General features: G+C 46.1%; 26 protein-coding genes, 1 pseudogene and 1 riboswitch. Of the genes and pseudogenes, 18 read left to right on the forward strand and 9 right to left on the reverse strand.

Translation table 11 applies throughout. The annotated features are described in order from the left end of the window. Positions 1-163: 163 nt before the first annotated feature. The 12 genes from JGK36_RS00890 to JGK36_RS00940 all read left to right on the forward strand — a co-directional run bounded on the left by JGK36_RS00890 (position 164) and on the right by JGK36_RS00940 (position 8,196). A complete protein-coding gene (locus tag JGK36_RS00890; RefSeq protein WP_293174578.1) occupies positions 164-1,681 on the forward strand; it encodes a cobyrinate a,c-diamide synthase in 1,518 nt (505 codons plus the stop codon). A 100-nt stretch (positions 1,682-1,781) separates the two neighbouring features. After that, positions 1,782-2,273 (forward strand): ureidoglycolate lyase, encoded by a 492-nt coding sequence (locus tag JGK36_RS00895; protein ID WP_293174575.1) that lies wholly within the window; start codon positions 1,782-1,784, stop codon positions 2,271-2,273. A 135-nt stretch (positions 2,274-2,408) separates the two neighbouring features. Then, a complete protein-coding gene (locus JGK36_RS33770) occupies positions 2,409-2,699 on the forward strand; it encodes a hypothetical protein (RefSeq protein ID WP_325314872.1) in 291 nt (96 codons plus the stop codon). Further along, a complete protein-coding gene (gene codA / locus JGK36_RS00900; protein WP_293231029.1) occupies positions 2,654-3,667 on the forward strand; it encodes a cytosine deaminase in 1,014 nt (337 codons plus the stop codon). The genes JGK36_RS33770 and codA overlap by 46 nt, the downstream gene beginning before the upstream one ends. 148 nt (positions 3,668-3,815) lie before the next feature. Continuing rightward, complete coding sequence (locus tag JGK36_RS00905) at positions 3,816-4,256, forward strand: KGK domain-containing protein (RefSeq protein ID WP_293174572.1); 441 nt, start codon at positions 3,816-3,818, stop codon at positions 4,254-4,256. A gap of 19 nt (positions 4,257-4,275) precedes the next feature. Beyond that, positions 4,276-4,584 (forward strand): hypothetical protein, encoded by a 309-nt coding sequence (locus tag JGK36_RS00910; RefSeq protein WP_293174569.1) that lies wholly within the window; start codon positions 4,276-4,278, stop codon positions 4,582-4,584. Between the two features lie 17 nt (positions 4,585-4,601). Continuing rightward, positions 4,602-5,054, forward strand: coding sequence for a hypothetical protein (locus JGK36_RS00915; protein ID WP_293174565.1), 453 nt, complete (start codon positions 4,602-4,604; stop codon positions 5,052-5,054). Between the two features lie 84 nt (positions 5,055-5,138). Then, positions 5,139-5,447, forward strand: coding sequence for a hypothetical protein (locus JGK36_RS00920; protein WP_293174562.1), 309 nt, complete (start codon positions 5,139-5,141; stop codon positions 5,445-5,447). An 11-nt stretch (positions 5,448-5,458) separates the two neighbouring features. Continuing rightward, positions 5,459-5,911: a hypothetical protein gene (locus tag JGK36_RS00925; protein ID WP_293174559.1), complete on the forward strand. Its 453-nt coding sequence runs from the start codon at positions 5,459-5,461 to the stop codon at positions 5,909-5,911. A 100-nt stretch (positions 5,912-6,011) separates the two neighbouring features. Then, complete coding sequence (locus JGK36_RS00930) at positions 6,012-6,473, forward strand: KGK domain-containing protein (RefSeq protein WP_293174556.1); 462 nt, start codon at positions 6,012-6,014, stop codon at positions 6,471-6,473. Positions 6,474-6,541: 68 nt separating this feature from the next. After that, positions 6,542-6,718: a DUF4089 domain-containing protein gene (locus JGK36_RS00935; RefSeq protein WP_293174553.1), complete on the forward strand. Its 177-nt coding sequence runs from the start codon at positions 6,542-6,544 to the stop codon at positions 6,716-6,718. A 14-nt stretch (positions 6,719-6,732) separates the two neighbouring features. Then, complete coding sequence (locus JGK36_RS00940) at positions 6,733-8,196, forward strand: AtzE family amidohydrolase (protein ID WP_293195678.1); 1,464 nt, start codon at positions 6,733-6,735, stop codon at positions 8,194-8,196. 8 nt (positions 8,197-8,204) lie between these two features. Here JGK36_RS00940 and rpsU read toward each other — a convergent pair whose 3' ends face one another. The 5 genes and pseudogenes from rpsU to JGK36_RS00965 form a co-directional block, all read right to left on the reverse strand. Further along, a complete protein-coding gene (gene rpsU / locus JGK36_RS00945; protein WP_006632476.1) occupies positions 8,205-8,399 on the reverse strand; it encodes a 30S ribosomal protein S21 in 195 nt (64 codons plus the stop codon). A 329-nt stretch (positions 8,400-8,728) separates the two neighbouring features. Next, positions 8,729-9,839 (reverse strand): peptide chain release factor 2 gene (prfB, locus tag JGK36_RS00950; RefSeq protein ID WP_293174547.1). Its coding sequence is split into 2 segments (ribosomal slippage): positions 8,729-9,766 and positions 9,768-9,839, totalling 1,110 coding nucleotides; the frame shifts between segments, so codons are not numbered across the junction. Positions 9,840-9,905: 66 nt separating this feature from the next. Next, positions 9,906-10,364, reverse strand: a complete 459-nt coding sequence (locus JGK36_RS00955) for a peptide chain release factor-like protein (RefSeq protein ID WP_366025133.1) — start codon at positions 10,362-10,364, stop codon at positions 9,906-9,908. Further along, positions 10,350-10,895: pseudogene (locus tag JGK36_RS00960) on the reverse strand (PCRF domain-containing protein); the annotation flags it as partial. The pseudogene JGK36_RS00960 and the gene JGK36_RS00955, both read right to left, overlap by 15 nt. Before the next feature lie 297 nt (positions 10,896-11,192). After that, positions 11,193-11,921, reverse strand: a complete 729-nt coding sequence (locus tag JGK36_RS00965; RefSeq protein WP_293174544.1) for a Bax inhibitor-1 family protein — start codon at positions 11,919-11,921, stop codon at positions 11,193-11,195. A 568-nt stretch (positions 11,922-12,489) separates the two neighbouring features. Between JGK36_RS00965 and JGK36_RS00970 the strand changes: the two genes are divergently transcribed. Next, the gene (locus JGK36_RS00970) at positions 12,490-12,843 is read left to right on the forward strand and encodes a PEP-CTERM sorting domain-containing protein (protein ID WP_293174537.1); all 354 of its coding nucleotides are present in this window, start codon (positions 12,490-12,492) and stop codon (positions 12,841-12,843) included. A gap of 119 nt (positions 12,844-12,962) precedes the next feature. Here the strand turns inward: JGK36_RS00970 and JGK36_RS00975 are convergent, their stop codons facing one another. The 3 genes from JGK36_RS00975 to JGK36_RS00985 all read right to left on the reverse strand — a co-directional run bounded on the left by JGK36_RS00975 (position 12,963) and on the right by JGK36_RS00985 (position 17,864). Next, on the reverse strand, positions 12,963-14,159 hold the full coding sequence (locus tag JGK36_RS00975) for an RNA-guided endonuclease TnpB family protein (protein ID WP_293195769.1): 1,197 nt from the start codon (positions 14,157-14,159) through the stop codon (positions 12,963-12,965). A 210-nt stretch (positions 14,160-14,369) separates the two neighbouring features. Then, entirely contained in the window at positions 14,370-16,469 is a 2,100-nt protein-coding gene (bchD, locus tag JGK36_RS00980; RefSeq protein WP_293195676.1) for a magnesium chelatase ATPase subunit D, read from the reverse strand. Between the two features lie 42 nt (positions 16,470-16,511). After that, complete coding sequence (locus JGK36_RS00985) at positions 16,512-17,864, reverse strand: HAMP domain-containing sensor histidine kinase (protein WP_366516513.1); 1,353 nt, start codon at positions 17,862-17,864, stop codon at positions 16,512-16,514. A 137-nt stretch (positions 17,865-18,001) separates the two neighbouring features. Here JGK36_RS00985 and JGK36_RS00990 point away from each other — a divergent pair, with 137 nt between their 5' ends. The 5 genes from JGK36_RS00990 to JGK36_RS01010 all read left to right on the forward strand — a co-directional run bounded on the left by JGK36_RS00990 (position 18,002) and on the right by JGK36_RS01010 (position 24,381). Beyond that, positions 18,002-19,339, forward strand: coding sequence for an SLC13 family permease (locus JGK36_RS00990; RefSeq protein ID WP_293174531.1), 1,338 nt, complete (start codon positions 18,002-18,004; stop codon positions 19,337-19,339). 287 nt (positions 19,340-19,626) lie between these two features. Next, positions 19,627-19,838: riboswitch (cyclic di-AMP (ydaO/yuaA leader) on the forward strand. 100 nt (positions 19,839-19,938) lie between these two features. Beyond that, a complete protein-coding gene (gene ntrB / locus JGK36_RS00995; RefSeq protein WP_293174528.1) occupies positions 19,939-20,787 on the forward strand; it encodes a nitrate ABC transporter permease in 849 nt (282 codons plus the stop codon). A gap of 241 nt (positions 20,788-21,028) precedes the next feature. After that, positions 21,029-22,456 carry an ABC transporter substrate-binding protein gene (locus JGK36_RS01000; RefSeq protein ID WP_293174526.1) on the forward strand — a complete coding sequence of 476 codons (1,428 nt, stop codon included), beginning with the start codon at positions 21,029-21,031 and terminating at the stop codon, positions 22,454-22,456. Positions 22,457-22,691: 235 nt separating this feature from the next. Beyond that, positions 22,692-23,534: a nitrate ABC transporter ATP-binding protein gene (locus JGK36_RS01005; RefSeq protein WP_293189735.1), complete on the forward strand. Its 843-nt coding sequence runs from the start codon at positions 22,692-22,694 to the stop codon at positions 23,532-23,534. A 55-nt stretch (positions 23,535-23,589) separates the two neighbouring features. Then, positions 23,590-24,381: a universal stress protein gene (locus tag JGK36_RS01010; RefSeq protein WP_293174520.1), complete on the forward strand. Its 792-nt coding sequence runs from the start codon at positions 23,590-23,592 to the stop codon at positions 24,379-24,381. Positions 24,382-24,510: 129 nt separating this feature from the next. Here JGK36_RS01010 and JGK36_RS01015 read toward each other — a convergent pair whose 3' ends face one another. After that, positions 24,511-24,729 (reverse strand): hypothetical protein, encoded by a 219-nt coding sequence (locus JGK36_RS01015; protein ID WP_293174517.1) that lies wholly within the window; start codon positions 24,727-24,729, stop codon positions 24,511-24,513. Positions 24,730-24,800 lie beyond the last annotated feature (71 nt).

A 24,800-nucleotide genomic window follows, 5' to 3' on the forward strand; every position in this document is an offset into this window, starting at 1 on the left:
AAAGTAGAGCAGGCAATGTCTGCTCTACTTTATATTCTTCTTTCTTTCTTCGCGTTCTTCGTGTCTTCGCGGTTCGTTAAAGCATTATTTAATAGATGAGAGAGCTACACTCATAACTTTATCAACTATCTGTTTTCAGTATTTATTGTAACTAACTAGAACTATGGCTTTAGTAATTGCTGGCGAACGAAGCGGGGCAGGAAAGACTACTGTAACGATCGCCCTTTTAGCTTATTTAATCCGCCAGGGCTTGAACGTGCAATCTTTTAAGGTCGGCCCTGACTACATTGACCCGATGTTTCATGCTTTTGTGACTGGCCGCCCCTGTCGGAATTTAGACCCGGTTTTAACGTCTGAATCTTATGTAAAAAAGTGTTTTTCCCGCCACATTCAAGATGTCGATTGTGCTTTGGTTGAAGGGGTAATGGGTTTATTTGATGGGGTTTCTCCAAAGAAGGAAGAAGGAAGAAGGAAGAGGGAAGAGGGAAGAGAGAAGAGGGAAGAAGAACAAAATTATCCTATTTCCTTTGCTTCTACGGCTCATGTTGCTTATTTGTTGAATTTGCCGATATTGTTTGTGATAGATTGCAGCCGGCTTTCTGGTTCTGTGGCTGCGATCGCCCACGGTTTTCGTTCTTTTAACCCAAATCTTAAGTTCGCGGGTTTGGTGCTCAATCGGGTGGCGAGCGATCGACATTTGGATCTGCTGACAGATGCTCTGGAACCGCTCAATTTACCGATTTTAGGAGTTTTGCGTAGGGATGAGGCTGTGACGATTCCCGATCGGCATTTGGGTTTGATTCCGGCCGAGGAGTTGCCGCATCTTCACGGTGCGATCGATAAATTGGCTGATTTGGCTGCTGTTAGTTTTGACTGGGAGCAACTTTTACCTTTATTGGCTGCAACTCCTCATGGGGGGGGTGAGGGGTCTGAGCAACTTTTGGGTAGATACAGTCTCCCTTACTCAATTGTAACTAAAAAAGATGATGTTGTCAACTGTTTGGAAAAAAAGTTTTCGGTGAGGATTGCAGTTGCGCGCGATCGGGCTTTTAATTTTTACTATCAGGACAATCTTGATTTGCTGGAAGAGTTGGGCGCCGAGTTGGTATTTTGGAGTCCGTTGGATGACTCGGTTTTTCCTGAGAATGTGCAGGGGTTGTATTTTGGCGGTGGTTTTCCCGAAGTGTTTGCTGGGGAATTAAGCGGTAATGTTTTAATTCGGGATGCTGTCAGAAGTGCGATTTTTTCGGGAATGCCGACTTATGCGGAGTGCGGCGGTTTGATGTACTTGTGCGATTCGATTGTAGACTTCGACGGGAATTCTTGGCAAGGAGTGGGAGTTTTGCCGGCTGTGGCTGCGATGGGAAAGCGTTTGACTCTGGGATATCGAGAAGCTGTGGCGGTGGGAGATAGTTTGGTGTTAACTGCGGGGGATGTGGTTTGGGGACATGAGTTTCATCGATCGCATTTAACAGTGGAACCAACTAATCCAATTTATCACAGTTGGAGGTACGGCAAACGGGGAGAAGTTGAGGCGGTTGCTGAAGGTTGGGGGGTTTATGGGGTGCACGCTGCTTATTTGCATTTGCACTGGGGTGCGAACCCTGATATTGCGGTTCGTTTTTTGCAGCAGTGTTCTAATTTTGATTGTAAGGGTGTTTTGGGCGATCGAGTGAATTAGATTTTTTTAACCGCAGAGGGCGCAGAGGGCGCAGAGAAGAGAGATAGAGGAGTATTTGTATTATGTTTTTGATGAAATGAGTGAGGAGGTGTTGGGATTTATGAGTACATCAGTTTCAATGAAGCAATTGCCGGCACAATGGATAACATCGGAGAATTTTCGGAGTTACGGTCAAGTTATTTCTGCGAGTTTTGATGGCAAGTCTTTTGATGATGAGGATGCTAAGTTAAATTTGCAAAATGGCATTCCTAGATTTTACATTATGCGGTTGCACGAGAAGGGTCGCAAGTTTGGTAAAATTACGCGGCACGTTGAATGTACTCAGTGTTTGGGTTCTCTGGAAGGGAAGGATTGGTTGATGGCTGTTGCGCCTCCTGGGGATAGCGATCGACCTAGTTTGGAGGATATTGTTGCTTTTCGGATTCCGGGTGATTGTTTTATTAAGTTAGATGTGGGGACTTGGCACGCGGGGCCTTATTTTGATGCTGATTTTGTGGATTTTTATAATCTGGAGTTGAGCGATACTAATGTGGTTGACCATTTTAGCTTTGATTTGGTGAAGCATCACAATCTGGAGTTTGAGATTGTCTAATGTTGGTGATTTGTCGTTGCGCTTTCTTCCTGGTGATTATTTTTCGTTATGGGTTGTTTTTTTGAGTAAGATTTTTTGACCGCAGAGGGCGCAGAGGGCACAGAGGAAGAGATGGAAGAGAAAGAAATAAATAGGATGTGTGAACAAAAGTATAGCATGGTTCTGCGCCGATGTCGTTTGTTGGGTGCGGGCGATCGCGAAACGGTGGATATTGCGATCGATGATGATACAATAGTTGCGGTATCGCCGCGCATATCAGGAATGGGCGAACAGGAAATCGACATTCAAGGCAATTTAGTTAGTCCTCCGTTTGTGGAGTCGCACATTCATCTCGATTCTGCTTTGACTGCGGGGAACCGCGATGGAATCAAAGCGGCACTTTGTTTGAGGGAATTCAAATTTGGGGTGAACGCAAGCAAGGTTTAACTCTGGATGATGTCAAAAAACGGGCGATTGAAACTTTAAGGTTGCAAGCATCTCAAGGGATTTTGTTTGTCAGGAGTCACGCTGATGTTAGCGAACCGACGCTGACTGCTTTGCAAGGACTTTTGGAAGTACGAGAAGAAGTCAAAGATTGGATGACTTTGCAAGTTGTGGCTTTTCCCCAAGACGGGATTTATGGGAGTCCTGGAAACGACAAACTTTTAGATAAATCTCTGGATATGGGTGCGGATGCTGTGGGCGGGATTCCGCATTACGAGTTGACACGGGAAGATGGAGTAAAATCGGTTCACCGCATATTTGAACTTGCAGAAAAATACAATAAATTAATTGATATCCACTGCGATGAAATCGATGACGAACAGTCGAGATTTTTGGAAGTTGTAGCAGCTTGTGCGATTAGAAGCGGTGCGGGTTCGCGGGTGACAGCCAGTCACACGACAGCTTTCGGTTCCTACAACAATGCCTATGCTTTTAAGCTGATGGGAATTTTGCAAAAATCCCACATCAATTTCATCGCTAATCCTTTGATTAATATCACTCTGCAAGGGCGTGCGGATAGTTATCCCAAACGTCGCGGAGTGACGCGGGTTAAGGAGTTGTGGCAGCATGGATTGAATGTGAGTTTGGGGCACGACTGCGTGCAAGATCCGTGGTACAGTTTGGGTACGGGAAATATGTTAGATGTGGCTCACATGGCGGTTCATGTTTGTCAGATGACGGGAATGGCTGAGATTGCAGCTTGTTTTAATATGGTCACTGTCAACGGTGCTAAAACTCTCTATCTGGGAGATGATAATTATGGGATAGATGCGGGGAAACCTGCAAATTTGATTGTGTTGGATGCTGAGGATTGTTATGATGCAATTAGGAGGCGCGCTGCGGTTCGGTATGTGATTTCGCGGGGTAAGTTGCTAGCGGAAACTGTCCCAGCAAAAACTTGTTTTTTCTGACTGTCAACTTGCGGTTTTTTTTAGTAGTGCGCTGTACAAACAACAACTTTATCGATATAAAATATCAAGGGTTTTAGCTGGAAAAGCAACCTTGACTAATATCGTAAAAAATGATAGCTTTTAGATAAAATTAATCCTTCAAACACATATGAACGCTAAGTTTCAAGACCTAGAGTGCGATACAGATATTTTGCTTATAGAGAAAGATACTTTTACAGTTGAAAGATTTAAAGACCTAATGCGACAGAAGCTTGCTAAAAACCTTAATGAAATAATACCCAACTCGCGAGAGGTAAGAATGTTTTTTAAATTGTTTTATGATTGCTCTATTGGTGAACTAGATCTAAAAGTAGATAAAGGTCAATGGATTTTTCCTCCTGCAGGAATGACCTGTCAGCTTCTCAAAATCGGTTCCCAAGCTTGGCAAAAAGGTAAGCTAAGAGTAAAAGCCTATTTAAAATTTAATTTCTCTAGCGTGGAAGTGCAAATAAGTTGTGATTTTTGTCCTGATGAACCTGCCGAACCAGAATCTATTCTAGATGACATCCGCCAATCTGAAGAGTACAAAAAACTCGCTAATAACAACTGACCTCTGAAACTGCTAAACTATGAGTCAAGGTGCTATTCCCGATGAGAGTCCGAGAAACTTGCCAGAGCAACTGCTTCTGCAAGATGCAGTTGCTGGAAATAGCAAAGGTATTCAAGGCGGAGTGAATAATATGCTGGGAGATGCTCCCAGACTTGTGGCAATCTATGGTGGATATCCTGAACATTGGTATAAAATGACCAGCATTCAGTCTTTTATGATTGATGGAGCGTCTGTACAAGTTCATTGGTTTCGGAATAGTCAGACTCAGGAAAATGTAGAGTACAAGTTCAAACGTCAGTACCCGAAAATAGCTCCCAAGAATCTGTAATTAGGAAAGAAAAAAATATGATAATTCGCTGTATCGCTAATACAGGTGCATTGCTTCCTGATGATTACATAGAACCTACTATAGGTTACACAAGACAACTACAGTTCTCATTAACGGTAGGTCGTGAATATGTTGTTTATGCTTTTAGAGAATGGCGGGGAACTATTTGGTATTATATCTGCGATGATAATTACAGCTATTATCCCATGCAGAATCCGGCGCCACTGTTTGAAGTGGTTGATGACAGAGTTTCTAAGTATTGGCGGTTTAAACTTTCGCCCAATGGATTCTTGATGATAGCATTTGAACAGTGGTTTACCGATCCTTATTTTTATGATAAGCTGACGGATCAGGAAGAGGCGGAGGTTGAGATTTTTGATAAGGTTAAGGAATTGATGGATGCTGAGGATTTTGATTTGCCTCCCTTAGATGTCGCCGTTGAAAAATTGCGGGAAGCTGTCAGTGTTTGAGTTGAGAAAGAGAGAAGTTCAATTTAGTCTTTTTCGTGTGATTCACATACTTTTTCAACAAATGACATCGGAAACTGTTAAACTATGAAGCAAGGTGCTATTCCCGATGAGAGTCCGAGAAATTTACTAGAGCAACTGCTACTGCAAGATGCTAAAGCTGGTAATTGTAGAGCCATTCAGGGCGGATCTGACGATATACTAGGGGATGTTTCCAGACTGGTTGCCCTCTATGGAGGTAATCCCGAAGACTGGTACAAAATAACCAGCATTCAGGCTTTTGTAATTAATGGAGCTTCCGTACAAGTGCACTGGTTTGAAAACAGGGAAATTTTGCAACAAGTTGAATTAAAGTTTAAACGACAATATCCTAAAATAGCCCCTAAGAATTTATAGGTATACAAGTTATGATTGTTCGCTGTATTGCTAATACTGGAGAACTTCTACCGGAAAATTATATTGATCCTGCCCGAGGTTATACTAAAAAGGTTGAATTGCCGTTGACAGTTGGCAAGGAATATGTTGTTTATGCAATCCGATCGTGGCAGGGAAGAGTTTGGTACTATATTTGTGATGATAATTACACCTATTATCCCATACAGACTCCGGCACCGCTGTTTGAAGTAGTTGATAACCGAGTTTCTAAGTATTGGCAGTTTATGCTTGAGCCGAATGGGGTGTTAAGGTTTGCTTTTGAGCAGTGGTTTACTGACGCTTATTTTTATGATAAGCTGACAGACCAAGAAGAGGCGGAGGTGGAAATTTTTGATAAGGTTAAGGAATTGATGGATGCTGAGGTTTTTGATTTGCCTCCCTTAGATGTCGCCGTTGAGAAGTTGCGGGAAACTGTCAGTGTTTGAGTTGGGGAAAGTACGAGAGTAAATTGATTTTGTTAACCAGATTGACTAAGATAGCTTGAAATGGTATAAAATATCAAAGAGCAGAAATTGGTAAAATAAAATGGAAGAAAAAGTTAAAATCAATACAAGCTATGAGACACTAGACGGCGAAGATGATGTTTTGTTATTGGGGAAAGCTACTTTTACTGTTCGTCACTTGAAAGAGCTAACAGCTAGCAAGTTTTACAAGATAATGGTTCAGACTTATATAGCAGAAACTAACAAGCGTGAGCAGTCGATAATTCAGTGGATACAATATCTGTCGATTAACGAAGAAACAAAAATTATGGGAGGGGATATAAACTGGAAATCGCCTCAAGAAGGAATTGATTGTCAAATTCTAAAAATTGGTTCTAAGGGTTGGCAAAAAGGAAAGCTTAAGATAGAAGTCAATGCAACTTTGCAGTCTTGGAAAACGCAGACATCCATAAAGTTTTGTCCTGATGAACCACCAGAGCCAAAATCACCTTTAGATGATATCCGACAATCCGAGGAATACAAAAAACTGAGCGATAATAAATGACAGCCCGATCGCCATTACAATAAAATAATCGATCGCACCCCGCCGCACTGATAAGGGAAAATAGAAAAATGACAAATATAGAAGAATATGTCGATCGCACCGCTGAACTGATAAACTTACCCATCAAACCGGAACATCGCCCCGGCGTTGTGGTAAACTTCGAGAGGATAGTGCAGATCGCCCGACTCGTTACAGAATTCCCCTTACCCCCAGAAATCGAAGCTGCACCAGTGTTTGAACCTTAGATTTTTTACCGCCGATGAACGCAGATGAAGCCAAATTTTTAGCAGGAGCGGATGCAGTCGCTACAGCATCCGCTGTTAAAAGTGGTAAAATTGCAGCGACAGCGGTTGTAAATGCTGCTTTAGAACGAATTGCCGATCGAGATAAAACACTCAATTGCTTTACTGCCATCACCGCAGAAAGTGCGATCGCAGCAGCCGAAAAGATAGATAATGCGATCGCGCGCAACGAAAACCCAGGCCCTTTAGCAGGCGTTCCCTTCGCGGTCAAAAACTTGTTCGATGTCAGCGGAATTACCACTCTAGCAGGGTCAAAAATCAACGCTGACAACCCTCCGGCGAGCCAAGACGCGGCGGGGGTCGCCCGACTCAGACAAGCCGGGGCTGTGCTTGTAGGCACGCTCAACATGGATGAGTACGCCTACGGTTTCGTCACGGAAAACAGCCACTACGGGCCAACTCGCAATCCCCGCGATACTGCGCGCATCGCCGGCGGTTCTAGCGGCGGTTCCGCAGCAGCAGTCGCCGCCGGTTTAGTTCCCTTCACCCTCGGTTCCGATACTAACGGTTCCATCCGCGTACCCGCTGCTTTGTGCGGTGTGTTTGGCTTTAAGCCTACTTACGGCCGTTTGTCAAGGGCCGGTGCTTTTTTGTTTTCGAGTAGTTTGGATTGCGTGGGGCCGTTCGGGCGATCGCTCCGAGACATCGGTCTACTGTATGATATCCTGCAAGGCACGGACGATCGCGATCCTGTTTGCACTCAACGCCCGCCAGAACTTACCTCGCCGCAGTTAGATATAGGAATTGAAGGATTGCGAATTGCTGTTGCTGACGGCTATTTCGCCCAAGGGGCCGAACCGGAAGCGATGGATGCTGTAGAAATAGTTGCCCTAGCCTTGACAAATGTCTTGAATTGTGGTATTGAGACGGAAACAACAACAACAAACCCCCGAAAAATCGGGGGGCTTGCAACTGTCAGCATACCGGAATCCGATCGCGCGAGGGCGGCAGCGTTTATAATAACTGCTTGCGAGGGTGGAAACTTGCATTTGGAGAATTTGCGGACGCGCCCTCAAGACTTCGATCCGGCAACGCGCGATCGTTTTTTGGCTGGAACCCTGATTCCTGCGACATGGTACGTGCAAGCACAGAGATTCAGACAGTGGTATCGGTCTCAAATTCGCGAAATATTCCAACATACAGATATCATTCTCGCACCCGCCACGCCGATCGCGGCTCCTGAAATTGGCGTCGAGAAAATGGTCATCGCCGGACAAGAAACAAGAGTGCGTCCCAATCTGGGACTGTTCACCCAACCCCTATCATTTATAGGCTTGCCGGTGCTTTGCGTGCCCGTACAGCGGCCCGGCGCTTTGCCCTTGGGGGTACAAATTATTGGTGCTCCCTACAGCGAAGCGGTGATTCTCCGAGTCGCTGCGGTACTAGAATCGCAAGGCATTATATGTGCCGAATCAATTTAGTCCTAGTTCTAGGGTTTGTTGTTGCGGTGGAAGCGTCTCTTAGTCCTTCTAGCAATAGCTTTGCGCTTCTGCTTTTCGAGGGGGGTTTCAAAGTGGCGGTGCTTTCTCATGTCGGGAAAAATTCCCGCTTTGGAAACTTGTCGCTTAAACCGTCGTAGGGCTGACTCAATCCCTTCATTTTCGCCGATTACAACTTGGGTCATTCTTTCTCCTTTGGTTCGTTAGATCAAGTTTTATCATATCAAGGTTTCTGGCGGCGCGACCTGTTGGATGTCGGGCGATCGACCAAAACCCCAAAATTATACCAGAAAATAGGTTCTTCATTCAGTTGATAGTTGACAATTGACAGTTGACAGTTAATTGACAGTTGACTACTGACCAACTGACCAACTGACCAACGTATCCGCTCAATAAATCGGGGTAAATCGCTCAATGATGAGCGTTAAATATCGCAAAATCGTTCCAAACGCAGTACTCTACCCCGAGCTATTGAGCGGATACTGACCAACTGTCAACTGTCAACTGTCAACTGTCAACTGACCAACTGATTTTCCTGGCGCAGGTAAGCTTGAATAAACGGCTCTAATTCGCCGTTCATCACATCTAAGACGGCAGTTGTTTCCACTCCAGTCCGCAAATCCTTGACCATTTGATAGGGGTGAAACACGTAGTTGCGAATTTGGTTGCCCCAAGCCGCCTCTACCATATCGCCGCGAATCTCGGCAATTTCGGCGGCGCGCTGTTCCCTAGCAACCACCAACAGCCTAGCTTTGAGTAAGGCGAGAGCTTTTTCTTTATTTTGCAACTGACTGCGTTCTTCGGTACAGCGGACGGCTAAACCAGTCGGAAGGTGAACGATGCGGACAGCCGTTTCTACCTTGTTAACATTTTGTCCGCCCTTGCCGCCTGCGCGAGAAGTCGTGACTTCCAAATCTTTTTCTGGAATATCCAGTTTAACGGATCGATCGAGCACCGGCATCACTTCAACGCCCGCAAAACTTGTTTGACGCTTGTCATTAGCGTTAAACGGCGAAATTCTCACCAAACGGTGAGTACCTTTTTCCGACCTCATGTAGCCGTAGGCGTAGCGGCCGACAATTTCCAAAGACGCAGATTTCACGCCTGCTTCCTCTCCCTCAGAAATCTCGGTTAAATGTACCTTGTAACCCTGACTTTCACCCCAGCGGGTGTACATCCGCAGCAGCATTTCGGCCCAATCTTGAGCATCTGTACCGCCGGCCCCGGCGTTAATTGTCAAAACCGCGCCGCCTTCGTCGTAGGGCCCAGAGAGTAATTGTTGCAGTTCCCACTGGTCAAGTTCGCGGGTTAATTGGGAAAGACTCGATGAGGCTTCTTGGAACAGGGACTCGTCTGCGTCTAACTCCAGCAGTTCTAAAATAGCTCTAGCGTCTTCTAGGCTAGTCTGCCAGCCGTGGTATTGGTCTAAATGAGATTTGAAGTCATTCAGTTCTTGGAGGGTTCCTTGAGCTTGTTCTTGGTCGTCCCAGAATGCCGGTTGGGCGCAGATTTGCTCTAAATCTTGGATTTTGGCTGTGAGTGCGGGGATGTCAAAGATAGTCCTGGGTGGTACCCAGTCGATCGGACAATGTTTCAATATCGTGTTTGATGTCTAGAACTTCCACTGTGAGTTCTCCTAGTTTTGTGGTGTCTTGTCGATTTTAGCTGAAATTGGGTTCAATCTGTGCAAATCAATTTTTCAGCAGCAGACCAGCTTTGATGAATGGGTCAATCTTGCCGTCGAGTACCTCGGCGACGGCTGTTGTTTCGATTCCTGTACGGAAATCCAGAACTTTGTCCTGGTTTGCGCTGTCGCTGGCAAATTGATATTCTCGAATTGGTTGGTTGAGGAATGTTTTTAGCCGATCGCACTGAATGTCTGCAAGCTGCTGAACTCCTTGCCTTTGCATAATAGCAAACAGTTTGCTCTTGAGAACCGCCAAAGCCTTGTCTTTATTTTGCATTTGAGTGCGACATCCGTCACAAATGGCAGAAATACCAGTAGGAATATGCACAATTTTCACCCATGCTTTGGTTCCGTTAGTATTCTGATTGAGATTGGGTAATATGGCTCTTAAATCCTGCTGTGCAATCTCCAATTGCACGTACATTGGCAAAATTTCCACCGTCGCTGTAGAAGAGAGTCGCATTATGGTAATATTAAAAGGCGATTTCCGTTTAAGTCGGTGTATTCCGGTTTCTGACTTGAGATAGCCGCAAGCGTAACGTCCGTCTATTTCCAAGGTTGTAGAAATAATTCCTATTTCAGGCGCTGGGGAAGATTCAACGTCCGCAACTTGGTAGCCTCGGCTTAGTCCCCACATAATATACATTCTGAGCAACATTTCTGCCCAGTATTGAGCATCGATACCGTTTGTTCCGGCCTTAATTATGAGGTAGGCTCCATTTTTGTCGCAAGGCCCGCTCAAGGATTGCTCTATTTCATACTCTTGGAGAGAGTGGTTTAGTTGAGCTAAATTAGTTTGAAGTTCTTGCTCTAGTTCGTCGTCTGCTTGAAATTCGAGTAACTCCAGTGCTGCTGTAGCATCTGCCAAAATTGTTTGGCACTGGTTGAGTTTTGCCTGATAGGATTGGAGTGCGTCTAGTTCTTGGAGTGGTCGTTCAACTCTGTTGATGCTGTTGCCCGATTCCGGCTGTGCTGCTAGCTGTTGTAACTTTTGGCTTTCGGCGGTTAAGGCTGAGTCAAAGACAGTCTTGTAGGTTGGTTAGTCGATCGCACAAAATTTCGATATTGTGTTTGGTCTCTAGAATTTCCACTGTGATTTCTCCAGCGTTGTGGGTGATTATATTAATCTTAGCTTGTGGCTCACTTGTTGTGCCACAAATACTAAAAAATATTTTTTGACCGCGGATGAACGCGGATGAACGCGGATGCAAGCGGGAATTGTCAAGGTAATAAAAAACCGCAGCCGGATGTCGATCGCGCTGCGGTTGTTTTTAAGCTAAACTTTCAATGATTAATCGCGACCGTTGAGAGCAATCATCAGGCGCAGAATGAAGATGAACAAGTTGATGTAAGTCAAGTACATCGACAGGGCGGCGGGCAAATACTGGTCGTCGTGGTAGGTGCGGGGTAAGATGTAAAAATCGACGATCGCAGCACCAGCAAATATAAACACGCCGATGCCAGAAATGCCAATTTCCAACCAAGTTGGGGTGTAAACGCCAAACAGCGACAGCAGAAATTGACCGCCAACGACTACTAACAAAGCAATGACACCTAAACTGATAGTCTTGGTGAGGGCCATGCCGTCTGCTTCCGACAAGTTGGAGCCTATTTGGCGGGCGGCGATGAAAGTAATGCCGCAGCCGAGGGCTGCAAAACCGATGCCGCCGATACCGACGCCTTGGGTTCTGAGGGCTGTAAATACCAATCCGCTGAGGGTGTAGCCGGAAAGCAGGCTGTAGGTAGCCAGCAGGGGCAAGGCGGTGTTTTTGTTGTTTTGTTCGGCGGCGGCGCTGGCGACGAAGAACAGAATTAATTCTAGGACGATCGCAGCAATAAACGTGGGAAAGAAGATACCGGGATAGTTGCGGATGACTCCGAGGCCGCCGTAGGTGCCGACAGCAGTTAAGACAAGTCCGCCGCCCACGAAGGGGAGAGCGTTAGCGATGACGTTGGGGCCAACCAGCGCGTGGTTTTTGGCCTCGCGCACGGCTTCGCGGAAGTTGCTGGTGTTACTCACGAGGATGTTACCTAATTTTGGCTGAGATTTGCTATCTATATTTTGACAGCTTTACAGTTTGTTGACAAAACATGAAGTAGTTTAAAGATTTGATAAAGAACGGGGGTGAGATCACTTCCTACCTGGAAGTGATTGTTTATAATCAACGCCGTACCAGTAAATCTCCACCCTGCGGTCGTTGTCGGGGAACGATGTCTGAGACCGTTGTCAGTCGTCGTAGAGCTATAATTGAGGTTAAAGTACCGGTGCTATTGCCGGCGATGGGCAACCTAAAAGTCGATCGCATTGCAAATATATAGCTGAAGTTAATCAATTTGGAATTTGGGATTTACGATTTGGGATTGAGCAGTTTATGATTGAGTCAGGGACTCCCATTGATTTTAGGTTTTTGATTGGTGACTTAGTTGAAACTACAGCCCGGAAATCTGAATCATCTCAACTATAAAATAAATCTTAAATTTTTAAGCGGTTGGGTGGGTTGCGAAAGTGGTCGAGACAGGGTATGTAAAGCAAATTAATCGTGAAAGTATTTAGTTCGATCGACAAAATGCCAAACAGGTAATATCTAATGCCCACCTTTTTTGCTCGCACATTATTGCCACCTGCCGCCGGAATTCTATTGGCGGCAACTACCCTTATTTCCGGCGGTCAAGCTGCCCTTGCAGCTAATGTCAGTGCCGTTTCTACTGCCACTTCATCGCAGGGTTCAGAACATTTGCTGCTGGCTCTGACTGGTCAATCCGCGCAAGGTACAATTTTACCGAGCCCGAACTCGGGAACGGTAAACCGGGCGGCTGGGCCGGTGAAAATTCCTGAGCCTTCAATGCTGGCGGGGTTGGTTTTAGTCGCCGGTTCGCTGGTGATGACTCGCCGGAGAGGGAGAGTTAAACAGGAGAGTTTTGGCAAAAATCAAAGTTTTTAGATTGTTAAGAGTAGATGCAACACAGGGAAGATGCCTGTGCCACAATTCAGGACACAGGGAAGATGCCTGTGCCACGATCCAGGCTAGTGAATCTCGATGTGAACTACCCGACTCTCACCCTATCGGGTAGAGAGCGGGCTTCCAGCTTCAAGGGGAACCGCGTTCGACAAGACCGAAATCTTGCCACCACGACTTACATTCCCTCCACTGGCAGCAGCACTCGTTCCTAATGCCAAAAACCGCAAGGCTTCATCTCTGATATTTTTTGCCGCATTCACGTCGCGATCGTTTCGAGATTTACATTTAGGACAATCCCAATGACGAACATCCAAAGGCATCTCGGATACTTTGTGCAGACAATTATTGCAAGTTTTGGAGCTAGGGAAAAATCGCTCAACCTCAATATAGGTTTTCCCATCTTTCTCAGCTTTGTACTTGAGCATTGTTCCGAACATCCCCCAGCCAGCATCGCTAATTGCTTTGGCTAGACAGTGGTTGCGTACCATGCCTTTGACATTTAGATCTTCTACTGCAATGACTTGGTTTTCGTCTACTATCTTGCGGGACAGTTTGTGCAGAAAATCCTCGCGAACACGTTTGATTTTAGAGTGGACTTTAGCCACTAATCTTCTAGCTTTGTTTCTAGTGCTACTTCCTTTCTGTTTACGACTGAGTTTTTGCTGTTTGCGCTTGAGGTTTTTGCTATGTTTCTTGAGGTGACGAGGGTTTTTATACTTACTGCCATCGCTAGTTACACAGAAGTCAATCAAGCCTACATCTAAACCAATTGCCTTGCCTTTCGCAGTAGTTTCTACGCTCTTGATGCCATCATCAACCAAGATAGAAGCAAAATACTTTCCATCTGGGTTTTTAGATACGGTAACAGTCTTAACTGTGCCATCAAAAGTGCGATGAACTTTGCAATTCACTTCACCAATGATAGGTAGCTTGATCGACTTTTCGCCAACCTTGACATTCTGAGGATAGCTGACAGATTGCCGACCGTGCTTTGATTTGAAGCTAGGGAATCCAGCTTTTTTCTCAAAGAAGTTTTGGTAGGCAACAGACAGATTTAGCGCAACAACCTGTAGAGATTGCGAGTAAGCCCCTTTCTTCAGCCAAGGATATTCTATTTTTAGCTGAGGTAATAAACCTTGGATCGCACCTCGACTTAGCCCCTTACCCGTAGCCTTGTATGTTTCCTGACTCATATTTAGGCTGTAATTCCACAACCAACGCGAACAGCCGAAAGCACCAGCAAAATACTGCTGCTGTTCGGCTGTCGGATATAGTCGGAACTTGTAAGCCTGATACATTATCATTAACCAAGGTTGCTGATAATATTATAGCTGATATACAAAGAAAATGCAAGGAGTTTGCTCATCTCGTCGCCGAGGAGCCCATCTCTCTATGGCTTACGCCTAGTAGCTTGTGGGCAAATGGGACTCCTCACCTCGCTCGGCTTTCATCCCGACGCTCACGCCCTGCGTTAGAGCGCGGGACTTCCCGCGTGTCCGTTAAGGATTTTAGCCGATCGCGTCGCGCAGAGCATTTTTAGTCATAGCTGCGATCGACTGTTCCGAAGCTTTCGGCAAATGATAGTATTTCCCGCCAGAAGTCTTGGCCAACTCCTTCGCAAAGCCGGTCGAAATAAACTTGCTCTCGGTATCAATCACCAGCAACTGCATTCCCAAACCGCGAATTTTGGCAGCAATTTCTAGCAACTCCTTCTTAATATCCGGCTTTTCGCCATCTAAAATCGGTTCGCCCAAAGAACGAGCCAAAGGAATATTACCGCGTCCGTCAGTAATAGCAACAATCGCCACTTGACCGATATCTCCAGACTGCCGCGCATTAACTCCCACGCGCACCGCCTGAGTCAAACCGTGGGCCAGGGGGGAACCGCCGCCGCAGGGCAATCGTTCCAAACGCTTGCGGGCCAAGGCTATCGATCGAGTCGGCGGTAACAATACTTCTGCTTGTTCTCCGCGAAAGGGAATCAGCGCAACTTGGTCGCGACTTTGATAAGCTTCGGTGAGTAGCTGCATGACAGCACCTTTGGCCGACTGCATCCGGTTGAGCGCCATGGAACCCGAAGCATCCACGACAAATACGACTAAAGCTCCAGCTTTTCGGGCTAAGCGCTTCGCCCGAATGTCTCCCTGTTCCACAAATACCCGCTTATCTCGATTTGGGCTGGAACTCGCCGCGGGTTCCTGGTCTGAATTCCTTTGGCGGCGGGCTTTTTGGTAAGGTGCGGCGGCCCTAAGAGTCGCGTCAACGGCGATGCGACGGACTGGGCCTTTGGGCAATATTGGCTTGACGTAACGGCCTCTATCTTCGGAGAAAATGGTGGTTCTGCTGCCGGATTTGCCTTGTTTGTTGGCGGATTGTTGGGCGAATAAAAGCACGCTGGGGTCGAGAATTACGCCTTCGGGGTCAAACAGAAATTCTTCGGGAATGGTATCTTGCTCTGGTTCTTCTTGAGGTTCGGGGTTGTCTTCATCCTCTTGATTTTCTTCGTCTTCTTGCTCGTTTTCTGGTTCGTCTTGTTCTTGTTCTGACTGCTTTTGGGGTGGTGGCGGCGGGGGAGGAGGAGAGTTTTCGTCTGGGGGAGATTGGATGACGGTGGCGCGGGGTACGATGACTAATTCTACGGCGCGGCGCAAGTCTTCGGCGTTAACTTCTGTACGTCCTTCGATGGCGGCGCAGGCGCGGGCGACGCGCACTGCGAATATTTCGGCGCGGTGTCCTTGAACTGCGCCGCGGATGGCTTCTTCTACTAAGTAGGCAACTTGTTCGCGTTTAATGGTGACATCTTTGAGCCATTCTCTGGCGAGGATGATTTGGGTTTTGAGGTTGTCGGTGTCTTCGGCGTATTGGTTGAGAAATTCTTGGGGCGAGCTGGAGTAGGATAAAGCTTGTTCTACTGCGTAGACTCTTTCTTGTAGTTCGAGGGCTGCGTCGGCGGAAAGGACGATCGCGATGCGATCGAGCAAATGTTCTCTGAGGGGGCCTTCTTCGGGGTTGTAGGTGGCAATGAACAGAGGTTTGCAGGGATGTTGGAAGCTAATTCCTTCGCGCTCTATTTGGTTGCGGCCTTCGGTTAATACTGTGAGCAATTGGTTGGAAATATTGTCATCGAGGAGGTTAATTTCGTCTACATAAAGTACGCCTCGATTTGCTTGGGCTAAGAGTCCGGGTTGAAATACAGTTTGACCGAATTTTACTGATTGTTCGACATCGACTGAACCTAAGAGTCTGTCTTCGGTGACACCGAGAGGAATTTGAATGAATGGTGTGGGAATTATTTCGGTGGCTGGATTTGTATTTGTGGAACGGGCATCTTGCCCGTTTTCTTCTGACAGGTCAGAGGCATTTTCTGCAATAATCTCATCAGGTTCAGCGTTGCAAAAAGAGTCTTTGACAATTTCAATTGGTGGCAGTAGGGAATGCAAGGCGCGGGCCATTACTGATTTTGCTGTACCGCGGCGTCCGGCGATCGCAACTCCTCCCAATCCGGGATCTACTGCTGCCAACAGCAGGGCTAATTTGATTGCTTCTTGCCCAACTACGGCGGTGAGGGGAAAGGATGCTGTGGAAGGGCTAAGGCTGGCTGCGGGCATAGGATTTTCTGATTTTCGGATCTAAAAATTTGAACTTAATGTTTAGGTTACTGCTTGAAGTATTTTAACTTCTAAGGGGAGAATCACGGTAAAAGTTGAGCCGACTCCGATTTCTGATGCGAGCTCGATTTTGCCTTGCATCAGGGTAACGAGCCGCGATACTATAGCTAATCCCAAACCGGTGCTGTCGGGGGGAAAGTGCTGTTGGCCGGCTTCTGAGGCTTGAAAGAATGGCTCAAAGATGCGGTTGGTATGTGCGGGAGCGATGCCGATGCCGGTATCTGTAATGGCGATCGACCAATTTGCATCGACCGCACGGCAGCAACTTAATTCAATGCTACCAGCTTCTGTGTAGCGAATGGCATTGCTCAGCAGGTTAGTGAGAATTTGTTGCAGCCGCTGTGCGTCGGCGATTACTTGTGTGGGGGCGCAGTCGCTGGTAACAGCGAGCTTTAATCCTTTAGCATCAGCTATTGGCTGCATCATTTCTACTACGGTACTAATTATAGATCGTACATTAGTTTGCCGCAGGTTAAGTTTAATTTTGCCGGCATCGGCGCGAGAAAGTTCTAGGGTATCGTTAATCAGGCGCAGCAACTGTCTGCCGTTGCGCAATACTCGCTCGATGTGTTCGATGCCGGGGAGAGTATCTTTGATTTCGGCTTGCCATTTTTCTTGGCGCAAAAATAGTTCGGAATAACCGATAATTGAGTTGAGGGGAGTTTTGAGTTCGTGAGCTAAATGGTAGAGGTTTTCTTGGTTGACGCTGACCAGGCGAGAGAGTTCTTGATTGTTCAGTTCTAACTGAGTTTGGATTTGTTGAAGTTCCTGCATCCTCTGAGCGACGTAGCTATCGAAACACTGGGCAATTGCTTCGTCTACTACGGCATCTATGAGCCGAAAAGCTCTGAATACGTCGGCGGTGGTTCCTGCTAACAATTGTGCTTCTAAGTGGGAGAATATTACTTGACGCAATAAATGGTATTCCCGAGCTACTTCTGCGGCATCGTAGCCTTGTTCTGCTCGCAGAAACCCGTGGTCTAAACTAGCTTCAATTATTGCTTTTATGTCGCTGTTTTGAGATTGTGAAAGCACTGTGACCATCGCCCCCAACAGGTGAGGTATGTGATTTTCGATCGCAGAGTGTGGCAAGGTGTCAGCGCTTTCTATTTTCCGATCCAAGCGTACTGCTTCAATCCAGTTTTTGAGGATGGTATCGGTTTTGTCGGCGAGCAGTTGGCTGTAGTCCATAATGTCTGCGTGGGGGCGAAGTTTGGCAGATATTCCCCATGTTTCATTGTAGTTGAGCGATCGCCCGATCGCCATACCAAACTTCACCCCCACGCGAGCCTGCCAAAAGAAGTAGTTTCGCTCTAATTTTTCCCTGTGCTGCAACTCTCACTATGAATACATTCCAGCTTGGTGCTGCCAAAAGGAGCACTTAAACTTATTGACCTAATAGCCATAAAGTAGTATAATCCCTCAATCCGAGAGGTTTGAATTTTTAATTTTTAATTTTGTCAGGGGACTAAATGGAAAACGTGCAAGCTGCGATCGCTGCGGCCACATTTATCGGTGTAGTTTTCTTAATAATTACAGAATGGATACACCTCACAATTGCGGCATTTCTGGGAGCGCTGATTCTGGTTTTCACCCACGTAATGACGTTAAAGGATGCGATCGAATATATTAGTCGCAGTCACGGAACGCTGGGCTTGTTTTTTGGAGTCATGGTCATGGTGAGAGCCTTTGAGCCTACCAAGATATTCGACTACTTGGCAACTCAAATGGTGCTTTTGGCGAAAGGCAAAGGCAAAAATCTCTTGCTTGGTATTGTCGGAATTACTACCCCAATTTGTGCAGTTTTGCCAAATGCCACGACTGTCATGCTGCTAGCACCGTTAATACCGCCAATGGCAGAAGAAGTCGGTGTAGATTTTGTGCCGCTGCTGATTTTAATGGTATTTGTGGCTAACAGTTCGGGACTGCTGACAATCGTGGGAGATCCGGCGACATTCATAGTCGGCGATGCGATTAACATGAGCTTTACAGATTACCTGTTAAAGTTAAGTTTAGGTGGGGCGATCGCCGTAGCAGTCATCTTAGTTATTCTGCCGTGGATGTTCCCCGAAATCTGGCACAAAGAATTGGATGATTTGGAACATTTGCCACACCCAAAAATCAATCATCCGCGAGTGTTAGCGGTGGGCGGTTTAATTATAGCTTTCGTGCTGACATTTTTTGTAGTGGGAGAGTCGCTGCCCGTGCCAATTTCACCAGCAGCCGTGGCTTTGTTGGGGGCGGCTTTGGCAATGCTCTTGGCTCACCATTCCAAAATAGATTCTTTGAACAATATTTTACGGGATTTAGATTGGAGTACGCTGCTATTTTTCATGTCGATATTTGTGCTAATTGGCGGTTTGGAAAAAACCGGAGTCATCGCTGGGATGTCGGGAATTTTAGCAGCTATTTTAGGTAAAAATATTTTTCTTGGTTCTTTAACGCTGTTATTTTTCGTGGGTTTGATGTCGAGCGTGGTGCCAAATATTCCGCTTGTTGTGGCGATGGTGCCACTGTTAAAACAGTATGTTGTGAATGTCGGACTCGCACCGACGGAGGTGCTGGCACCCGATTTTGCAGGGCAGTTTCCACCTGCTGTGCTGCCACTGTTTTATGCGATGATGTACGGGGCAACTTTAGGAGGAAATGGCACTTTGGTAGGAGCTTCTTCTAATATTGTGGCTGCGGGAATTTCTGAGCTGCACGGGCGCCGGATTTCTTTTCAAACTTTTCTGCGTTACGGGCTTCCTGTGATGGCTTTGCAATTGGTGGCTGCGGCTGTTTATGTAACTATCCGGTTTCTGATTTGAAGAAGTCATTAGTCATTAGTCATTGGTCATTAGTCATTGGTCATTGGTCATTAGTCATTAGTCATTGGTCAGCATTTATTATACCCCTTCAAAAAAAGCAACTGTAGGCCAGCGATCCAAACCCTTAAGTCATCAGTCATTGCCTAATCTCAAATCGAAAAATGGAAAATCTCAAATTGTATTAGTTCTGTTTCTCAACTTTTGGGCTTCGCCGATCATCGCCCCTACCTACTCCTAAAGACGTATTGACAGGATGAGAAGGTCGTGCTAGGTTAATTTAAATTGGCTTAAAAGTCAAGCCTAATCCAGCACTGCGCCCTTAAACAAAGCCTGTGGCTGGAGCGGAGGAACCAATTTTCGGGGCGAATCCCTACAGAATTAAAAACCAAAGTTAAAAATTGCCAAATTTGAGTGTAATTTTGAGTTTGAAATCTTTAGAGAAGGGCATCTCTCAGTCCTAGCCCGTCAGCTAACTTCGCAGGCATTGAGAAGAGACTGAAGAGTCAACTTGTCTTCAATAGATAGTTTGGCTTCGTCAGTGTCTCCGGTTGGTATTGTTCAAGATTTCTTGTACCGCCCCTGACTCTGAGGAGATTTAAATGTCAATTCAACTTAATTTATCTGCGATCGCAATTGCCGGACAAGCTGCCTGGAAACGAACAAAACCCGTCATCATCCGAGATAATGTATTGTTGCCGGCGGTTGGTTTTTTGGGAATTCTTGGCCTGTGGTGGATTGTTGCCAGCTTCAAAAGCGATTTAATTCCCACTCCGTATCAAGCGTTAATCGCTAATTTAGATTACATATTGCATCCATTTTACCAGCGCGGGCCGGGAGATTTAGGCATTGGCTGGCTGCTGCTGGCGAGTTTGCGGCGGGTGTTGCTAGGATTTTTGCTGGGTGCCGTTGTGGCGATTCCCGTGGGATTTCTGATCGGGATGTCGAAACCGGCGATGATGGCGCTCAATCCGCTGATTCAAATCTTCAAACCGGTGTCGCCGCTGGCTTGGCTGCCGATCGCTCTATCAATCTTTAATTTAGCAGATCCGTCGGCAATTTTTGTGATATTTATTACGTCTTTGTGGCCGACAATTATCAACACGGCTTTGGGAGTCTCTAGCGTTTCCAAGGATTATCTGGATGTGGCGCGAGTGTTGGAGATGCCGCGCTGGAGGCGGATTACTAAGATAATTTTGCCTGCGAGTTTGCCTTACATTTTTACTGGCTTGCGGATTAGTTTGGGGATTGCTTGGCTGGTGATTGTGGCGGTGGAAATGCTGACTGGTGGTGTAGGAATTGGCTTTTTTGTGTGGGATGAGTGGAGCCGTTTGAATCTAAGTTCGGTATTTTTAGCGGTGTTTGTAATTGGCATAACTGGTTTGCTGCTCGATTGGGCTGTTGGCAAAGTTCAAGAAATGGTAACGCATCGATCGATCGAGAGTCATTAGTTATTAGTCATTAGTCAGTAGTCATTAGTCAGCAGTCATTAGTCATTAGCTAAAAACTCAGGTTTGAGATGGCGGATAGTTAGCGATTAACGATGGAGAATTATATCATAGTGAACTCCAAATAAAATGCAATTGATTTGCTAGAGCCAAACCCTTAACTCATCAGTAATTGCCAATTCTTCAATTCTTCAATTCTTCAATTCTTCAATTCTAAAATCTAAAATCTAAAATCTAAAATGGTATGAGTGATAACTTTTCCAATGAATGGAATCGGCGGGAGTTTTTGCAAGGAATGGGTGCGGCGGCGGGAATGGCTTTATCTGGTTGTGGGATTAACGCCGATCGATCGGCAAAAGGACTCACAGAAGAAGCCGAAGCGGTAAAGCCGATCGTCAATTCCCAAACCTTAGAGAAACCCAATCTAACCATAGGATACGTACCCGTTAACGATTGTGCACCATTTGCGATCGCCTGGAAGAAAGGATTTTTCCGCAAATACGGCTTAAACGTCAAACTCAACCGCGAAGCAAGCTGGGCAACCTCCCGCGACGGCCTGATTTTCGGGCGCCTCGACGCCTCCCCAGTCGTATCCGGCGCCATCACAAACGCCCGCATTGGTGCCGAAGGAGCGCGTCACGCACCCATGTGCGCGGCAATGACAATTCACCGCCACGGCAACGCGATGACGATGAGCAAAGCAATGTGGGATTTTGGTTTGCGCCCGTGGCACGAATACAACGGCAATTTAGAAGAATTTGGCAAGCAATTTCGAGGTTTTTTTGAGAGTCAACCAGTAGAAAATAAAGTCTGGGCAGTTGTACTAAGTTCTGCTATTTACGAATACTTTGTGCGTTATATATCTGCCGCTGCCGGTATCGATCCGTTCAAAGAATTTAGGATAATTATTGTGCCGCCGCCTCAAATGGTAACGAATATGAGAATCGGGGCGATGCAGGCTTACATGGTGGCAGAACCTTGGAATACGCGGGCAATTAAAGGTAATTTGGGCGTGGGGTTTACCTTCGCGCAAGGTAAGGAAGTTTGGCAGGGACATCCCGATCGCGTTTTGGGAGTAATGCAATCATTCATTGACGAAAACCCGAAGACTTATTACTCGCTGGTGAAGGCAATGGTGGAAGCTTGTCAGTTTTGCAGCAAACCGGAAAATCGCAGTCAAATAGCAGCATTGTTGACCGATCGATCTTTTACGGGGGCTAAACCTAAAAACGGGGCGATCGACAAATTTACGCGACCGGGAATAGTTGGGGAATACAATTATGGTGGGTTTGATGAAAAAGACCGCACTATAATATCTGAAGATACCACAATTTTCTATGACATTCCTAAGAACTTGCCCCAAATACCGGGAAATCATTCAACATTTTTGTGGCAGTCTCACAGTATTTGGTTGATGACTCAAGCGGCCCGCTGGGGACACATTAAGGAGGTGCCGAAAAATGCTGATGAATTAGCTAAACAAGCTTGGAGAACCGACCTTTACCGCAAGATTGTTGCCGAAATGGCGATCGATTGTCCCCAGGAGGATTACAAAGTCGAACCTGCGGAAGTTTTCATTGACAAAAAATCATTTGACCCCAGCGATCCGGTGGGTTATTTGAATAGTTTTGAAATTCGAGCCAATCGCCCTCAATCTTTTTTTCAGTCTTAATATTTGACTGCTTTCGCTGTTCCTATGACATCTTGCACCATTTTCAACAACCTGTATGGGCGGGGAAAGCCAACAGCCTAAAAGGTAGCAGACAGGTTAAATAAACCCGCCCCACCCCACGAAAAAGCCCCAATTGACATTGATGCAAGAGCTCAGTTGAAACCGACTGCTAAATTTGAGGCTTTAGGCAGTGGCAGTTAAATTAAATTACTTTACTACTTGTTAGGAGAATACCGTGACTCAATTTACTTCTACATCTACCCCCACCAACGACAAAGTTAACAGCAAATCTGCTAATTTTCTGGAAATAAACAATTTGTTCAAGTCGTATAAAAATGCTGATGGCAGCGAATTTAGCGTTTTGGAAAATATCAACTTAAGTATTGGATCTGACGAATTTATTTCAGTAATCGGTCACTCGGGTTGTGGCAAATCGACGCTGCTGAAAATAGTAGCAGGTTTGGAACAACAAAGTGGCGGAATCGTGACACTAGAAGGCAAGGAAATTCGCAAACCTGGAGCCGATCGCATGATGGTATTCCAGCACTACGGATTGCTGCCTTGGTTGACGGTGCGGGAAAACATTCGCCTAGCAGTTGATGAAGTTTTGCAAAATCTCAACCGCGCTGAGAAGATTAGCCTTGTCAATGAACACCTAGCAATGGTAAACTTAACAGCAGCAGCAGATAAATATCCCGATCAAATTTCAGGGGGCATGAAGCAACGGGTTGGGATTGCGCGAGCTTTGGCACTTCGGCCGAAGATGTTATTAATGGACGAACCATTTGGAGCGCTGGATGCTCTGACTCGTGGCAAGTTGCAAAAACAGGTGCTCGATATCTGGGAAAATCACAGACAAGCTGCAATGATGATTACCCACGACGTGGACGAGGCTATCTATATGTCCGATCGCATTGTGTTGATGACAAACGGCCCGGCGGCGACAATCGGCGAGATTTTGGCAGTGCCGTTTTCGCATCCGCGCGATCGCCAGGAGTTGCGGGAATCTCAGGAATATTACGAACTGCGAAACTACGCTTTGAATTTTCTCGATCGCTACTTTACTCAAGACGAATAACCCAAGGGCGACTAGAAGAACCGACAAAAAAATTCACTTAAGAGAGGTCTAGCCTGTGAATCTCAAAACAATTTTAGCGCGTTTTGAAAGTGCATTAGGATGCCAAAACTTAGCGGAAGAAATGGTGTTGCTGCCGGAGTCAAAAGTCCCTGTTTCTAAGAAAAAGTCAAAACCGACAAAACCGACAAAATCTATCAATTTTATTGTGGGTTACAACAGTTCTCCTCAAAGTCAAACAGCTCTCGATATTACCCTTTGGATTGCTCATCAAACTCGTTTAGTAACAACTCAAGAAGTCACGGTGCAAGTCGTCTACGTACTCGACGAAACTCCCAACATTTACGATGAAAATACTTGTAGTTTGGGTGTGGAAAATGCCTGGGCTACGAAGCCCCAACTGTCGGATTTAGAGGAAAAATCGGCTCTTTACTGTGCAGCGCCTGCGATCGCATTACCTACAGCCGAAATCCAATCGGTATCCCAGCGAGCGACCTGGATCGATCCGCCTTATTTTCGAGCAATTTTCTGTCAAAATAATGAGTACGAGGTAGCAGATAAGTTGCTGTGGCAAGCCCGCTGTTTGGCTGAGGAATGGCGCGGTTTATTCAAAGCTCATTTACGCATCGGTAAAGTTGCGACAGAATTGAGAAATGTGGTAGAATTAGAATCGGCAAATTTACTATTTTTAGGCTGCAATTCTCGCAACCACCCGCTGGTTAGGCAACTCGGCAAGAATTTTCCCTGCTGCGTGTTGGGGATTCCTGCCGCACTCAGCTATCCGATGGATTTGGGGCCCGAAGAAAGTTTGAGCAACTTGCAGTTGGCTACAGCTATGCCTGCACGTTAAACTTGTGGGAAATGGAAGCCTCTGAGGTGAGATTTTATAGCGCGAGCGAGTTAAGATCCCTGCGCGGTTGGTGCTTCTCTTGCTTCAAAAACGCTAGATTGATGAGTGTTATTAAGGGTTGTTGAATGCTTATCGGATCGCAGAAAGTTCATCAACTAATTTTATCCTGCCCCGGCAGACAGAGCGCAGGAGGCGATCGATAGAGCGTTTGTCATCCTCAGTCAAAGTCTCGTCAAAAATAGCCGCCAGCAAACCGTAGCGATCGGCTATAGTAATGTAGCCTCTATGATTCACTTCGGCAAACAACTCGCCCAAAGCAGATGGAATCAGGTTGACAGGGGTTTGCATAGAGATTGACTCTCAACTCGACATCGCGCGATCGATCTTTTCTGCGGTAACAGAGATCGATCGGACTATTT

The organism is Microcoleus sp. PH2017_35_SFW_U_B, assembly GCF_020737865.1.
GTDB lineage: Bacteria > Cyanobacteriota > Cyanobacteriia > Cyanobacteriales > Microcoleaceae > Microcoleus.

Excerpts from the sequence above, each read along its gene's own strand:
- JGK36_RS00890 (WP_293174578.1), top strand. The coding sequence starts at position 164 with ATGGCTTTAGTAATTGCTGGCGAACGAAGCGGGGCAGGAAAGACTACT.
- JGK36_RS00895 (WP_293174575.1), top strand. The coding sequence starts at position 1,782 with ATGAGTACATCAGTTTCAATGAAGCAATTGCCGGCACAATGGATAACA.
- JGK36_RS33770 (WP_325314872.1), top strand. The coding sequence starts at position 2,409 with ATGTGTGAACAAAAGTATAGCATGGTTCTGCGCCGATGTCGTTTGTTG.
- JGK36_RS00905 (WP_293174572.1), top strand. The coding sequence starts at position 3,816 with ATGAACGCTAAGTTTCAAGACCTAGAGTGCGATACAGATATTTTGCTT.
- JGK36_RS00910 (WP_293174569.1), top strand. The coding sequence starts at position 4,276 with ATGAGTCAAGGTGCTATTCCCGATGAGAGTCCGAGAAACTTGCCAGAG.
- JGK36_RS00915 (WP_293174565.1), top strand. The coding sequence starts at position 4,602 with ATGATAATTCGCTGTATCGCTAATACAGGTGCATTGCTTCCTGATGAT.
- JGK36_RS00920 (WP_293174562.1), top strand. The coding sequence starts at position 5,139 with ATGAAGCAAGGTGCTATTCCCGATGAGAGTCCGAGAAATTTACTAGAG.
- JGK36_RS00925 (WP_293174559.1), top strand. The coding sequence starts at position 5,459 with ATGATTGTTCGCTGTATTGCTAATACTGGAGAACTTCTACCGGAAAAT.
- JGK36_RS00930 (WP_293174556.1), top strand. The coding sequence starts at position 6,012 with ATGGAAGAAAAAGTTAAAATCAATACAAGCTATGAGACACTAGACGGC.
- JGK36_RS00935 (WP_293174553.1), top strand. The coding sequence starts at position 6,542 with ATGACAAATATAGAAGAATATGTCGATCGCACCGCTGAACTGATAAAC.
- JGK36_RS00940 (WP_293195678.1), top strand. The coding sequence starts at position 6,733 with ATGAACGCAGATGAAGCCAAATTTTTAGCAGGAGCGGATGCAGTCGCT.
- rpsU (WP_006632476.1), bottom strand. The coding sequence starts at position 8,399 with ATGACCCAAGTTGTAATCGGCGAAAATGAAGGGATTGAGTCAGCCCTA.
- JGK36_RS00955 (WP_366025133.1), bottom strand. The coding sequence starts at position 10,364 with ATGCGACTCTCTTCTACAGCGACGGTGGAAATTTTGCCAATGTACGTG.
- JGK36_RS00970 (WP_293174537.1), top strand. The coding sequence starts at position 12,490 with ATGCCCACCTTTTTTGCTCGCACATTATTGCCACCTGCCGCCGGAATT.
- JGK36_RS00975 (WP_293195769.1), bottom strand. The coding sequence starts at position 14,159 with ATGTATCAGGCTTACAAGTTCCGACTATATCCGACAGCCGAACAGCAG.
- bchD (WP_293195676.1), bottom strand. The coding sequence starts at position 16,469 with ATGCCCGCAGCCAGCCTTAGCCCTTCCACAGCATCCTTTCCCCTCACC.
- JGK36_RS00990 (WP_293174531.1), top strand. The coding sequence starts at position 18,002 with ATGGAAAACGTGCAAGCTGCGATCGCTGCGGCCACATTTATCGGTGTA.
- ntrB (WP_293174528.1), top strand. The coding sequence starts at position 19,939 with ATGTCAATTCAACTTAATTTATCTGCGATCGCAATTGCCGGACAAGCT.
- JGK36_RS01000 (WP_293174526.1), top strand. The coding sequence starts at position 21,029 with ATGAGTGATAACTTTTCCAATGAATGGAATCGGCGGGAGTTTTTGCAA.
- JGK36_RS01015 (WP_293174517.1), bottom strand. The coding sequence starts at position 24,729 with ATGCAAACCCCTGTCAACCTGATTCCATCTGCTTTGGGCGAGTTGTTT.